13 protein-coding genes are annotated in these 12,801 nt (G+C 54.6%); 4 read left to right on the top strand and 9 right to left on the bottom strand.

From position 1 onward, the window contains the following. The first annotated feature begins 4 nt into the window (after positions 1-4). Together CLM71_RS00550 and CLM71_RS00545 are read left to right on the top strand one after the other, a co-directional pair. Positions 5-697, top strand: coding sequence for a B3/4 domain-containing protein (locus CLM71_RS00550; protein ID WP_105229293.1), 693 nt, complete (start codon positions 5-7; stop codon positions 695-697). Between the two features lie 72 nt (positions 698-769). Continuing rightward, the gene (locus CLM71_RS00545) at positions 770-1,372 is read left to right on the top strand and encodes a hypothetical protein (RefSeq protein WP_105229292.1); all 603 of its coding nucleotides are present in this window, start codon (positions 770-772) and stop codon (positions 1,370-1,372) included. Positions 1,373-1,477: 105 nt separating this feature from the next. On the opposite strand, the gene CLM71_RS00540 is transcribed toward CLM71_RS00545, so the two are convergent. The 3 genes from CLM71_RS00540 to CLM71_RS00530 form a co-directional block, all read right to left on the bottom strand. Beyond that, a complete protein-coding gene (locus CLM71_RS00540) occupies positions 1,478-2,698 on the bottom strand; it encodes an O-antigen ligase (RefSeq protein ID WP_105229291.1) in 1,221 nt (406 codons plus the stop codon). Between the two features lie 72 nt (positions 2,699-2,770). Next, entirely contained in the window at positions 2,771-3,934 is a 1,164-nt protein-coding gene (gene rfaQ, locus CLM71_RS00535; protein ID WP_105229290.1) for a putative lipopolysaccharide heptosyltransferase III, read from the bottom strand. A 523-nt stretch (positions 3,935-4,457) separates the two neighbouring features. Beyond that, positions 4,458-5,363, bottom strand: a complete 906-nt coding sequence (locus CLM71_RS00530) for a LysR family transcriptional regulator (protein ID WP_105233178.1) — start codon at positions 5,361-5,363, stop codon at positions 4,458-4,460. Between the two features lie 151 nt (positions 5,364-5,514). Between CLM71_RS00530 and CLM71_RS00525 the strand changes: the two genes are divergently transcribed. Beyond that, positions 5,515-6,516 carry a zinc-binding alcohol dehydrogenase family protein gene (locus CLM71_RS00525; protein ID WP_105229289.1) on the top strand — a complete coding sequence of 334 codons (1,002 nt, stop codon included), beginning with the start codon at positions 5,515-5,517 and terminating at the stop codon, positions 6,514-6,516. 419 nt (positions 6,517-6,935) lie between these two features. Beyond that, complete coding sequence (locus CLM71_RS00520) at positions 6,936-7,598, top strand: HAD-IB family hydrolase (RefSeq protein ID WP_105229288.1); 663 nt, start codon at positions 6,936-6,938, stop codon at positions 7,596-7,598. Between the two features lie 130 nt (positions 7,599-7,728). Here the strand turns inward: CLM71_RS00520 and CLM71_RS00515 are convergent, their stop codons facing one another. From CLM71_RS00515 to CLM71_RS00490, 6 genes are read right to left on the bottom strand one after another with little or no spacing between them, the layout of a single operon-like run. Beyond that, entirely contained in the window at positions 7,729-8,304 is a 576-nt protein-coding gene (locus tag CLM71_RS00515; RefSeq protein ID WP_105229287.1) for a TerD family protein, read from the bottom strand. 36 nt (positions 8,305-8,340) lie between these two features. Beyond that, the gene (gene terD / locus CLM71_RS00510; RefSeq protein ID WP_105229286.1) at positions 8,341-8,919 is read right to left on the bottom strand and encodes a tellurium resistance membrane protein TerD; all 579 of its coding nucleotides are present in this window, start codon (positions 8,917-8,919) and stop codon (positions 8,341-8,343) included. Between the two features lie 48 nt (positions 8,920-8,967). After that, entirely contained in the window at positions 8,968-10,008 is a 1,041-nt protein-coding gene (locus CLM71_RS00505; protein ID WP_105229285.1) for a TerC/Alx family metal homeostasis membrane protein, read from the bottom strand. A gap of 16 nt (positions 10,009-10,024) precedes the next feature. After that, positions 10,025-10,480: a tellurite resistance TerB family protein gene (locus CLM71_RS00500; protein ID WP_105229284.1), complete on the bottom strand. Its 456-nt coding sequence runs from the start codon at positions 10,478-10,480 to the stop codon at positions 10,025-10,027. A 22-nt stretch (positions 10,481-10,502) separates the two neighbouring features. Continuing rightward, on the bottom strand, positions 10,503-11,654 hold the full coding sequence (locus CLM71_RS00495) for a TerD family protein (protein ID WP_105229283.1): 1,152 nt from the start codon (positions 11,652-11,654) through the stop codon (positions 10,503-10,505). 2 nt (positions 11,655-11,656) lie between these two features. Next, positions 11,657-12,238 (bottom strand): TerD family protein, encoded by a 582-nt coding sequence (locus CLM71_RS00490; protein WP_105229282.1) that lies wholly within the window; start codon positions 12,236-12,238, stop codon positions 11,657-11,659. Between the last annotated feature and the right edge of the window lie 563 nt (positions 12,239-12,801).

Genomic DNA, 12,801 nt, shown 5'->3' with positions numbered 1-12,801 from the left:
TTCTATGCCTAGCGTCACCCCGTCAATCGATCCGCAGATTACCCGCCTTGCGCCAGCCTTCCGGGCGCTGAGCATTCTGGTGGAACCCGCGCCGGTACGCCACCCTGACGTCGGGGAAACCGCGCTGCAGCAGGCCTGCCAGGCGGTGATGGCCGGCGAACCGACGTGGGCGGACGCACACCTGGCGGCCTGGGATAACGTGTTCAAGGCATTCGGCGCCAAACCCAAACGCACCCCCTGTTCGGCGCAGGCGCTGCGCAAACGCGTACAGCGCGACGGCATGATGCCCGCCATCGACCCGGTGGTGGATCTCTACAACGCGGTCAGCCTGCGCTATGCGGTGCCGGTCGGCGGCGAGAACCTGGCCGCCTACGCCGGTCAGCCGCGGCTGGTCATCGCCGACGGCACAGAGCTGTTCGACACCATCAAAGAGGGGCAGCCGGCCCACGAAGCGCCGGAAGCGGGGGAAGTGGTATGGCGTGATGATACCGGCGTCACCTGCCGGCGCTGGAACTGGCGTCAGGGCGTCAGAACCCGCCTGAGCGTGGAAAGCCCGCTGATGTGGTTTATCCTCGAAAGCCTGCCGGAGATGCCGCTCGAGGCGCTGCAGCAGGCCGGCGACGCGCTGATCCAGGGACTGGAGGCGATGATGCCCGGCGCGGCAGTCCAGCGGCAGTTGATCGGGCCGGGAGCGTAGTCAAGCATCCCCTCTCTGGCGCTGCTACACTTTTGTGGCGCCGAGATATTTTTCAATGAGAGGGAACGCCGCATGCCTTACCGACAATCAGCCAACAGCAATAAATGGTTCGGAAAACTGGCCGGAGTGCTGCTCGGCATCGCCGCCTGCCTGCCGGCCCTTGCCAACGCCGCCCCGATAACGCTGACGCCGGACAGGCAAGACGCCTTTCGCTCCGCGTTTTATCAGGCCTATAGCGACAGCATGGAAAAAGGCGGTTGGACCAACGTCATCAAGGAAGGGCGAAAACCCAAATTACACATCGTCGATTGCGCCAACGATCTGTGCGTGGTCAATCTGATTGTCGACGCCGGGTTTGATGAGCAGCCGTATCTGGTGCGTATCGGAGCCAACAAGACGTTCTCAGGCATGACGGCCGTGCGCTATTACGGCAGGGCGCTCGGCAAGGCCGCTTTCGTCACGGTTAACAACCGGCCTGCGATTTATGTCACCTCCAAAACGCATATGGGCACCCAGGCCGAGCAGCTGTTTGCCGTTGACGGCGAAAAAGTCGGCAAGATGCTGGCGCTGCGTACTTTCTCCGGGGAAAAAACCGAAAACGAGCAAGGCGATCGGCACGCCTTGCAGCGGGCGGCGACGTTGAGCCGGCAAACTGTACCGCCGGTGGTTTTTTGATGTCGCGACAACAATCTCGGCGGGGTGCGTAAACAGGCCATCATTCCAGATGATGTTTACAGCGCCATACCCGCCTGCCGGATGCTATCTTGCAAGCATGCGAAATCAGCACCACTCATCCGCCATCTCCCGCGGCATCACCACCCACCCCGCCAGCAATGCCGCAATCACCACGAACAGGTGCCCTTCGGAAGAATCCAGCAGGAACGAGTTGAACAGATGACAGGCCATATAGCTGCACAGCACCGCCACCAGCAGGTTACGACGCTGCACCGGCTGTCGCCAGGCCACACGATAGCAGCACCACATCCAGCCAATAAATAACGCCAGGCCCAACAGGCCGTTTTGCACCGTTTCCAGCAGATACTCATTGTGCGGATTATGCACGCTGTAGCCGGTCTCCGCGTTGCCGTACCAGAAACTGCCGGCGCCGTTGCCCAGCAGCGGCGCCTGCTGAATCAGCCGCCATGATTCACGGGCAAAAGCGGTACGCTGCCCCATCGAGTTGTCACAGGCCTGATAAGCCGTCTCGGCGGGGGCCAGTACGCAATGCCGCACTTGCTGAACGCCCAGCGCCAGTCGCTCCATCGCAAGATTGGGGGTCAGCATCAGCATCGCGACGGCCAGTATGCCGCAGGCGATAACGGCCACCCGCTGCCGGCGGCGCAGCGTCAGCAGCAGCCAGATCCCCATGCCGACCACCAGCGCCACATAGCCGGTTCGCCCCTGCACCATCAGCAATACATTGGCCGCCGCCAGCAACGCCAGCGCACCGTACAGCCAGCGGCGCATACCGTGGCAGGCAAAGGCGCGCGTCAGCCAGACCAGCGCGGCCAGCGCCATAAAGACGTTCTGGGTAATTTGCAGCTTAAACACCGTCGGGTTGTCAGGGCTGATGCCCCAGCGCGTCGCCAGCCCGGCGCCGCCGGCCAGGCTGATGGCCAGTATCAGCGCGTTGGCCCACAAAAAGCCGCGGAGAAACTGCGCCGGCAGGCGGCGATCGGCCAGAAAAAACAGCGCCAGCGGCAGCACATACAGTAACTTTTTATACTTGCCGACCATCGACGCCCCATACGCATGGCTGTGCGTCAGCAGCGACAGCGCCAACAGCGCGAACATCAGCGCCGGCAGCCATACCAGCGGATGAACCGCCAAAGCCCTCCACTGACGGCCATCCCGCTGCCACAACAGGCAGACCACCGCCAGCCCCAGGGCGACATTCATCAGGAAGTTGGAGGCCGGCAGCGATGCGCCAAGTAACAAGGCCGTAAAGGCGAATAATCGTTGCCGGTACTGCGGGACAGTAAGAGCAGGAACAGAAACCATAGTGAAATACTCATCGCAGAGAAGAAAAACGTGGCGCAAGCGCCATAGAGAAACGACGACGCACCAGCGTCATCAACCCACAGAAGCGGGCGCATCCGACGGCGCCAAATGCCGGTCGACCGCCCGTATCACATCGCCGGGCGGGATCGCGGCCAGATAGCGTTCTGCCGTCGCGGTATCCACTGCTTCCGGCGGCGGCAGCGGCCGGTAATCACCGGCCCACAGCAGCGTGTGCGATGCCTGCCACGGCGCCCACTGCGCCAGATTGCTGGGGCCGAACAGCACTACGGACGGCGTCTGCAGCGCGGCGGCCATATGCATCGGCACCGAATCCACGCCGATAAACAGCCTGGCGCGGGAAATCAGCACCGCCAGTTCCGGCAAGTCCAGCCGCCCCGCCAGGTTAATCACCCGCTGCGGTGAGATGCAGCCGGCCAGAATGGCGTCGATCATCGCCGCCTCTTCGGCCGAGCGCCCGCCGGTGAGCACCACCGTCTCACCTCTGGCGGTCAGGTGATTGATCACCTCGCTGAAGCCGGCCGCCGTCCAGGTTTTGAACGCCCAGCGCGCCGCCGGCTGAATCAGGACAAAATTCCTGAGCCGGTAATGGCGGCCAAGCCGCTCCACGTCATCGATATCGCACTGTCGCCAGGATTGCGTCACGCGCGTGACCTGCGTCGGCAGCGCCAGCGGCGCCAAAATGCTGAGGTTATTGAGCACGGTATGTTGCCGCTCATGCCCCTCGGTATCGACCAACAGAGAATGACAACGCCGCCACAGCCGGTTGTTACGCTTCGGATAGGCGAACCCAAGGCTGAAAGTAGGTTTGAGGAAGCGGCAGTACAGCGCCGCACGCCACTGATCGGAGAGGTTGATGACCAAATCATAATGCCCGGTGCGCAAGCTGTTCCACAGCGCGTACTCGCCACGGTATTGCGCCTTCAGCCCCTGATGTTTGAGGCTGCGATCCACGGTATAGGCCAGATAAACATCGCGGTTGCCGGCCAGCATGGCCTCGGTACCGTCATACACCAGCACATCAATCAGCGCGTTGGGATAATTCGCCCGCAGCGTACTGAGCAACGGCGTCGTCAGTAATACGTCGCCAAAGTGCCGCAGTTTAATCACCAATATGCGCTGCACCCGTTCACGGTGTAATAAAACATTGGGGAGACGACTATCGGGCAATAACGCCTTATGAGGAGAGTTAAATACGGCGTGGGGGTGACTGCTCATAATTCGTCGTCTCAGGAAAAATGCCACGGGCTTTACTTTCGCACCTATGTCGAAAGAGCGAATACACAAGAAAAATTAACACCGAATAAACAACGATGCCGGCACGCCGGGAAGGATCGTCAGCAAAAAAATAGCGGCAAAGCCCTACAGCGGCGATCCGCTCCGATCTTAACCGTGTAAACAGCGCAAAGATAATTGGTTGTGCAGATCAATGTGATCTGATTGATCGCTGAAAACGATCAATCCACGACAAAATAAAAGGTTATTACTTAGGGTATTATTTAAATAATCAATTAATATTGGAAATATATTGATTTTTAATTGTGCAGAAATTGAATGGAAACAGCGATTCAATAACCTGCCGCAGTAAGATTAATGCTGTAGAACCGGGCGGTTATATATATTTTAGGAGTAGTAGATTAGGGTTTATCATCCGTAATATAAATAAGAAAAAACCTATAAAATGACGCCGTAAGGGAAACAGGCGCCATTCGCAACGGGGAAGACCTTCATACCGGCGCGGCTACCGTCGCCCGGCGATATCGCTCAGCGCCTGTTGCAACTGCCGGTACAGTTCGCGAATCGCCGGCGAAAACTGGCGCCGGTGCGGGCAGATAAAGTTAAGCGGCGCCGCCTGGCCCGGGATCTGCGTCAGCAACACTTCCAGCCTGCCGGCGGCGATATCCGGATAGAGATCGATCCACGACTTATAGACAATGCCCATGCCGTCCACCGCCCAACGCCGGGCAACGTCGGCATCATCGCTGATCAGCCGCCCGTAAACCTTCAGCTCCCGGCTCCCCTCCTCGGGATAAAACGGCCAGCGGTCCCAGGCGTGACCGTTGATGGTAAACAGAATGCAGTGGTGATCCGCCAGCGCGTCCAGCGTCTCAGGCCGGCCGTGGCGCGCCAGATAGTCTGGCGAGGCGGCCAGCACCCGCCGGTTATTGTCCGCCAGCGGCAGCGCCACATAGCTGCTGTCGTTCAGCACGCCGTAGCGAATCGCCACGTCTACCGGGTCGCGGAACACATCGCTTACCTGATCGGAGACCGACAGGCGCAGCGCCAGCTTCGGATGCTGCCGACAGAAGGCATTGAGCAGCGGCAACAGCAGATTGCGGCCGGTGTCGGAAGGCACGGCGATTTTCAGCTCGCCGCTGAATTCATGATCCGTATTGTGCAGACTTTCCGCCCCCGCCTGCACGATCGCCAACATCTCCAGTGCGTAGGGCAGATATTTTTCCCCCTCCGCCGTCAGGCGCAGGCTGCGGGTGGAACGGGCAAACAGCCGCTTATCCAGATCCCGTTCCAGCCGCTGCACCGCCGCACTCACCTGTCCGGGCAACAGGTCCGCTTCCCTGGCGGCGTTGGAAAAACTGCCCAGCGCGGCGGAGCGGACAAACAGCGTAACGTCCTCCAGACGAATCATCATTTATCCCCATTATTTGAAGTCTGACGCTATCACTGTAAATGATTTTCACAGCAGGAGTGAAAGTCCTGCTCTCTGTCCGGCATGTTTCACCCACCGGCCGGCGTTTAACATACATTCATTATTCGTCGTATTAATAAGGAACCGCATGATGAAAGCCATTGTTTACAGCCAGAACGGTTTACCCATCGCCGACCCGCAGTCGCTGTACGAAACCGAGCTGCCCAAGCCGCAGCCCGGCCCGCGCGATCTGCTGGTAAAAATCCGCGCCATCTCCGTCAACCCGGTGGATACCAAGGTACGCAACGGTGCGCCGACCGATGCGCCGCGCATCTTGGGCTGGGACGCCGTCGGTGAAGTAGAAGCCGTCGGGGCAGAAGTCAGCCTGTTTAAACCGGGCGACGAGGTGTTTTACGCCGGCTCCATCGTGCGCCCCGGCTCTTATGCCGAGTATGGTCTGGTGGACGAGCGCATCGCCGGCCGCAAGCCGCAGTCGCTGAGCGACGCTGACGCGGCGGCGCTGCCGTTAACCTCGCTGACCGCCTGGGAACTGCTGTTTGACCGACTGGAAGTAAAACCGGACGAAGACGCGGCGCTGCTGATCGTCGGCGCCGGCGGCGGCGTCGGTTCCATCATGACCCAGCTGGCGCGCAAGCTGACCGGCCTGACGGTGATCGGCACCGCCTCGCGGCCGGAAACCGCCGAATGGGTGAAATCTCTCGGCGCGCACCACGTCATTGACCACAGCCGGCCACTGACGGAAGAACTGAAAAAAATCGGCATCGATCAGGTGCGCTATGTCGCCAGCCTGACCCACACCGATAAACACTTCGGCCAGATTGTCGAAGCGCTGGCGCCGCAGGGGAAAATGGGCGTTATCGACGATCCGCAGACCCTCGACGTGATGCCGCTCAAACGCAAGGCTATCTCGCTGCACTGGGAGCTGATGTTTACCCGCGCCATCTTCGAGACCGCCGATATGCAGCGCCAGCACGAGATTTTGCAAAACGTCAGCCGCCTGATCGACGACGGCACCCTGCGCTCGACGCTGGGCGATCACTACGGACCGATCACCGCAGACAACCTGCGTAAGGCCCATGCCCTGATCGAAAGCGGCAAAGCGCGCGGCAAAATCGTGCTGGCCGGGTTTTAACGCGCTATTTTGGGCTTTATGGTAAGGAACTCTATTGCCGCGGTATGCGGCAATAGAGTATGAAGAGAATCAAACCGCGGCGCTTGCTAGCCGTGGTAACACGCCAATACCCGCCGGCTGGCGGCACGATTGATAATAATATCAGCTTATTCAACACCAACGCTTTGCCCTACTGCAGCAGGGTGTGGAACCGAAATCCGTTCAGAGAAATGAATCCTTCAAATTAAAAAACGACTAAAGGTGTCGGTCGAAAAAAATATTCCCCAGAAGTTTTATCACTTTAAAAATCACAAATAGCATTGATATTTCATACTTCAATATATAATATCCATTATGTTACTTAAAATAATTACATATCACCTTCAGGAAGGTTTATATTTTTATTATTCATTTAATTAATTTATTCATCTTAATAATTTATGACCCAGATCATTAAAACAAAAAACCATGTCCTTTCTGTCTTTGACTTTGACGGTACTCTGACCAGGCATGATAGCTTTCTTCCTTTCTTACGCTTTGCATTTGGCAAACGATGCTTTATCAAGAATATGGCAAAACTCGTTACCCCGACGCTCAGGTGCATGCGGCGAAAACTCACCCGTGATGAACTGAAAGAAGTATTGATTACCCTATTCCTCACCGATGTTAATGAAGCATGGTTAACACTCAAAGCCGAAGAGTATTGTAAGCGCTATTGGACACACCTTATGCGCCCAAAAGGTTTGATGGCCGTCGCTTATGAAGTCTCCTCCGGTGCAGAAGTCACCTTATGCTCGGCATCGCCCATGCTCGTCCTCCAGCCTTTTGCCGACAGGCTGGGAATAAAGCTTATCGGTACACGGTTGGAAAGCATTAACGGCGTACTCACCGGCCGTATCGTCGGCCATAACTGCCGTTGTATTCAGAAAATCCACCGGCTTGAAGCAACCTATGGTTCTCTCAGTCAATTTCACCTGAGAGCCTGGGGCGATTCGCGGGGTGATTATGAGCTGTTAGCCGCGGCAAAGGAGGCATATTGGCGGCATTTCCACCCCGTCAGGGGTTTTAGCAAACGACCTGTCGCCCATAAACACATTCCTTGAGCGTTTATCAACAGCATCAGCTATCCGGGTGAATAGCACAAAAAACCCGCAACGGTTTGGTACCGTTGCGGGTTATGAAAAACGTATTTAGCCGAACCTGCGCCGGCATGGCGTTAACAGAACCAAGTTGTCAGATATTCACGCCATGCTGAGCAGCAAGCGCGGATAACCCCCCGGCATACCCCTGACCGACCGCTTTAAATTTCCACTCGCTGCCGTGACGGTACAGTTCGCCAAAAATCATTGCAGTTTCAGTCGAGGCATCTTCGGACAGATCGAAACGTGCGATCTCGGCACCGGTATCATTGTTATAAACACGCATAAAGCTGTTATTTACCATGCCGAAGTTTTGTTTACGGCTTTCAGCCTCATAAATAGTGACCGAAAAAACCAGCTTTTTGACATCTGAAGATACTTTCATCAGGTCGATTTTTACCTGCTCATCGTCGCCGTCACCTTCACCGGTACGGTTGTCTCCCTGGTGCTCAACGGCGCCATCCGGGCTGGTTTTATTATTGAAGAAAATAAAGTGAGAGTCCGACAGAACCTTACCGTCCTCACCCACCATAAATACAGACGCATCAAGATCGAATCCTTGACCATCAGTAACACGGGCATCCCAACCAAGACCGACCATTGCGACATTCATGGTAGGGGCTTCTTTAGTCAGAGATACGTTACCGCCTTTAACGAGAGAAACTGCCATGTTTAGCTCCTGCTAATAATTAAGTACGGGCTTCCATCAAGATGCGTTGATACCGTATTGAGCACAGACAGATGCCAGCCCGCCGGTATACCCTTGCCCAACGGCGCGGAATTTCCACTCGCCGTTGTGACGATAAAGTTCGCCGAACAGCATCGCGGTCTCGGTAGAGGCATCTTCCGTCAGGTCGTAACGTGCAACCTCAGTCTGGTTATCGTCATTGACCAGGCGGATAAATGCGCCGGAAACCTGACCAAAGCTCTGACGACGCGCCTGCGCATCGTGGATGGTGACCACAAAAATAACTTTATCTACATCCGCAGGAATGACATCCAATTTGATCTTCAGGGACTCATCATCGCCGTCGCCTTCACCGGTGCGGTTATCACCGGTATGGGTTATCGAACCGTCGGTTGATGTCAGGTTGTTATAGAAGATAAAGTCGGCATCGCCACGCACTTTGCCATTCGCAGCCAGCAGAAAAGCAGACGCATCCAGGTCAAAGTCCTGACCATCGGTAGAGCGGGCATCCCAGCCCAGACCAACCAACACATTTTTCATGGTTGGCGCTGTTTTTGTCAGAGAAACGTTACCGCCTTTCGAAAGAGAAACACTCATTAGTTAACCTCATTATTAATTATGGGTTTTAGTCGGGAGGCCTGGAGATTAATTCCCCTTAACCTCGGGTTCATCCTTTGCCGGGAATAAGACGCTTGCCAGAATGCCCAACGCCAGAACACCCAGAACAATATAAAGACTGGTAGTCGCTGCAATGCTGTATCCATGGTGCCAAATATGATCCGTCGCATTGAGGCCCAGTTTTATCGCGATAAAGAACAGCAGCACGATCACCGCTTTCTCCAGATGAACCAGATATTGCTTCAACGCTTCCAACACGAAGTAGAGCGTGCGCAGGCCCAGAATGGCGAACATCATCGCGCTATAGACGATCAACGGCTCGCGGCTGACCGCAATAATTGCCGGCACCGAATCAAAGGCAAACATCACATCAGAGAGTTCGACTACGGCGACACACAGCATAAGAGGCGTCGCATAGAGGGCGGCTTTTCTACCGCGCCCGACGGTTACATCATGGTTTTCCGGCTCCCTTAATGCCTCATCGACCTCCTTCTGGGTCAACAGGAACGCGTGGCCTCTCAGTTTCGGCCAAATAGGGAAAAAGCGTTTTACCATGCGGTAGGCCAGATGCTGTGAGTAATCCTCGATATCGTCATCATCGTCTCCGCTTTTGAGCATCATGACCGCGGTCCATGCCACAACCAGCGCAAAGACGATTTCAACGTACGGCCCCAGGCTCAGCAGGCCGGTACCCAGCGCAACGAAGATCCCGCGGAAGACGATGGCACCGATGATGCCCCAGTAAAGAACCCGGTGGCGATAGCGATCCGGCACGGCAAACCAGGAAAAAATAGCCATCATGACAAACAGGTTGTCGACGGACAGCACTTTCTCCAGCGCATAGCCTGTCACAAAGAGGCTAGCGACCTCCGCGCCATGATGAAGATAAAGAAAACCGGCAAAGGCCATTGCGACAACGACCCAGAAGACAGACCAGAGGGCGGCGCTCTTCAGTGAGATCGGCTTGTCGTGGCGATGCATAAACAAGTCAATAAAAATGGCGCCAACCGCTAACGTGACAAAAACGATAACGGTTTCAGCCGGGAAACCAATATGTGTTGCATCCATGATGAACCCTTAAAGATCAGAGGCCAAATTCTGCCGGGGAGAAACCCAACGCAACGGCAATTTCACGTACGGCCGTTTGCTCATCCTGATCAAAATTGCCGTCGCTTTTGGCAACAGCGATACCTACACGTAGCGCCAGCTGCGCTGCCTCCGGCTGATCTTTAAGTGCAAGGGCATACTTCATGGTTTCCCCTTTGCCGATCTCCATATCGAAATCAAAGCTGGAGACTAATTTATTGAAAAATTCGATCACTTCGCTGGTGTCGAAAACTTTCAGTTCTTCAGAAGAACGCAGAAAGCCCATCATTTTTTGTTTTTCTTCAGCGCTGACGCCATCACTCGCCACAGCAATACGTGCGCAAATGGCAACCGTGCCCTGCATAAATTTTTTGTTCTTGTAACGGCCAACCTGACGGGTCAATTCTTCACGCCCCGTATTGAATGCGCCTTTTACTTTGCCAATAAAGCCCATACCGTAATCCTTCACTATGCTGTTATTTAGAACCGGCGGTCCAACGAAACCCCCAGTTAAACGCCCTGTCCATCTCCTGTTGACCTTTAAAATACTGATTGATGCGCTCAACCTTGATGGAACCATTCTCGTTAACCAGTCTGGCAATCGCGCACAGGGTGCGACGGTTTTCACCTTCGGTGAGCCGGGTTTCGATCGGCGGCTGATCCGGCACATGAATCGTTACGACGCCATCGGTCTTATCCCAGCTGGGAACGCCCTCATAGATAAAGGCGTAAATCAGTACTTCATGAATGTGTTTCCACTCGTGGCCGTTGATATGCAGCCATTCGCCGTCAGAAACCTCTCCGGTACGGTCATCCCCCTGTAGCTGCACGTAAGGCTCGCCGTGGTAGCTGCCAAATGCATTGCCCAATGCCTGAATAACCGACTTATAGCCGTCCCGGAGCTTGACGAACGCTCCCAAATCAAGGTCGATGCCTTTAGCGCCAAACATCCCGGCAAAACCAGAGCGGCTGCTTCCCCGGTGCCAGTTCAGGTTAATGCGGATCTCACCAAAATTGTCGCGCTTGGTAAGGCTGATCGCCGGTTTGTCTTTCGTCAGGGAGACTTTACTCAGGCTGATTTTATTTTCTGGCGGTGTAGTGACCACGGGGGGAGCGGCCGCCGGAGCCGGCTCATCAGCGATATCCACGCCATAGTGCTCGGCAAGCGGCTTCAGCCCACCATTAAACCCTTGCGCTACAAAGCGAAATTGCCATTCATTATTACGGCGATAGAACTCACCCAGTATCAGCGCCGCTTCCTGTCGCCCCGCAAGCTCGACATGCCCGCCGGCAAGGTATGAAGCGCCCTGCTCAACCTCAATACGGAGATTGCGCAGCGCCGAAACGGTCTGCTGGCCGTCACAAGTGACCGTGAACGCCACTTTCTGTACATCGGCATGCAGCTGGTTTAACAACACGGTGAATAGGGTGCTCTGGCCTTCACTGACCAGGCTGATTGAGCCGTCATCGTTGCGGGGCTGACCGTAAAACACCATGTCGGCATCGCCCCTGACTTTGCCGTCAGCAAACAGACGGAAGGCGGAGGAGTCGACAGGGCCTCCGGCGGTGATCCGGACACTAAGCGCCTGCGAAGGAACGGGGACGTTGCCCCCTGGAGTCAACATCATGATTAGCGCACCACGGTAGCGACGATGTCATCGTGCATATCGTCAATCGTGCGACCACGGCTGGCATTTCCATGGGCGGTGAAATCCCAGTTATTGTTATTACGACGTAATGAAGCAATCACAATGCCGGTATGCGATCCCTGCTCGGTCAGTTCGTAGCGAGCCAGCTCGGTACCTGACTGATCGACGACGCGGCAAAAAGCGTTGTCGACGTCATTGAAGGTTTGTCCGCGGAAGCTGTTGACGGTGAAGACAAGGTATTCAACCTTGGCAGGCAGCTTGCTCAGATTCACCTCAATCACTTCATCATCGCCATCCCCTTCACCGGTCAGATTATCTCCGCCGTGAATTACAGAACCGCAGCTGGATTTAAGCTTGCTGAACCAGACAGTGTCAATTTTATTTCCAGCACTATCCATAAGAACACAGCTGGCATCCAAATCAATCGCATCGTTTTTGCCAAAGATGCTTGCCAGCAATCCTTTTTTCTTAACCGGATCCCAACCTAGTCCGAATTGAAGCCGGCTTAATGCAGACGATTGTTTACTGAGTGACACAGTCTGATTCTTGCTTAAAGAAACCATATTTCATTCCTTGGAGAGGTTTAATTATCACAATAAATTTAGCTATCAACAGGCTGGGTAAAAATCATATCATGATGCACAACCCTGACAAGGGAAAGTTTATACCCCTTATCGATCATAAATATAAAAAAACAAAATAACAGATAAAAAACAAACAGTTATACAACAACAGCCAAGAATAAATGTATCATAACCGCAGAAAAACTTATCATCAGCATATAATTGACATTGCCTCCCTCCATTCATAGACTGGCCTACTCGTTTTTTCCGTGTTTTTCCGTTATGCATTTATTCGCAAAATTTATCTTGTGGAGTCTCACCAATCCAAGCAAGTATTACGGAAGGCGCTAAGTATTTTCTTAATAATTGTAAGAATAATGTTATCGATAATACATTCATCACGCTAATGATAATGGAATTATCTTAATAAAGATAAATCAAATAATAGAAAATTCTTAGCTTCGGTTATTTCTTAATTAAGTGAAGCATGATGAATGAAATCGGGTGCGGTTTATTTTTTGACGCTAACGTCCAGCCGGAAAGACTCACAACGCCCACGCGGC

The sequence above is a fragment of the Serratia sp. MYb239 genome, from assembly GCF_002966855.1.
Classification (GTDB): Bacteria; Pseudomonadota; Gammaproteobacteria; order Enterobacterales; family Enterobacteriaceae; genus Serratia_B; species Serratia_B rhizosphaerae.
The sequence above is the reverse complement of the archived record's forward strand: the minus strand, read 5'-3'. Positions and strand labels throughout refer to the sequence as shown.

Coding starts and splice junctions, on each gene's coding strand:
- CLM71_RS00525 (WP_105229289.1), top strand. CDS start 5,515: ATGAAAGCCATTGTTTACAGCCAGAACGGTTTACCCATCGCCGACCCG.
- CLM71_RS00495 (WP_105229283.1), bottom strand. CDS start 11,654: ATGATGTTGACTCCAGGGGGCAACGTCCCCGTTCCTTCGCAGGCGCTT.
- CLM71_RS00500 (WP_105229284.1), bottom strand. CDS start 10,480: ATGGGCTTTATTGGCAAAGTAAAAGGCGCATTCAATACGGGGCGTGAA.
- CLM71_RS00550 (WP_105229293.1), top strand. CDS start 5: ATGCCTAGCGTCACCCCGTCAATCGATCCGCAGATTACCCGCCTTGCG.
- CLM71_RS00540 (WP_105229291.1), bottom strand. CDS start 2,698: ATGGTTTCTGTTCCTGCTCTTACTGTCCCGCAGTACCGGCAACGATTA.
- CLM71_RS00530 (WP_105233178.1), bottom strand. CDS start 5,363: ATGATTCGTCTGGAGGACGTTACGCTGTTTGTCCGCTCCGCCGCGCTG.
- CLM71_RS00545 (WP_105229292.1), top strand. CDS start 770: ATGCCTTACCGACAATCAGCCAACAGCAATAAATGGTTCGGAAAACTG.
- CLM71_RS00515 (WP_105229287.1), bottom strand. CDS start 8,304: ATGGCAGTTTCTCTCGTTAAAGGCGGTAACGTATCTCTGACTAAAGAA.
- rfaQ (WP_105229290.1), bottom strand. CDS start 3,934: ATGAGCAGTCACCCCCACGCCGTATTTAACTCTCCTCATAAGGCGTTA.
- terD (WP_105229286.1), bottom strand. CDS start 8,919: ATGAGTGTTTCTCTTTCGAAAGGCGGTAACGTTTCTCTGACAAAAACA.
- CLM71_RS00520 (WP_105229288.1), top strand. CDS start 6,936: ATGACCCAGATCATTAAAACAAAAAACCATGTCCTTTCTGTCTTTGAC.
- CLM71_RS00505 (WP_105229285.1), bottom strand. CDS start 10,008: ATGGATGCAACACATATTGGTTTCCCGGCTGAAACCGTTATCGTTTTT.
- CLM71_RS00490 (WP_105229282.1), bottom strand. CDS start 12,238: ATGGTTTCTTTAAGCAAGAATCAGACTGTGTCACTCAGTAAACAATCG.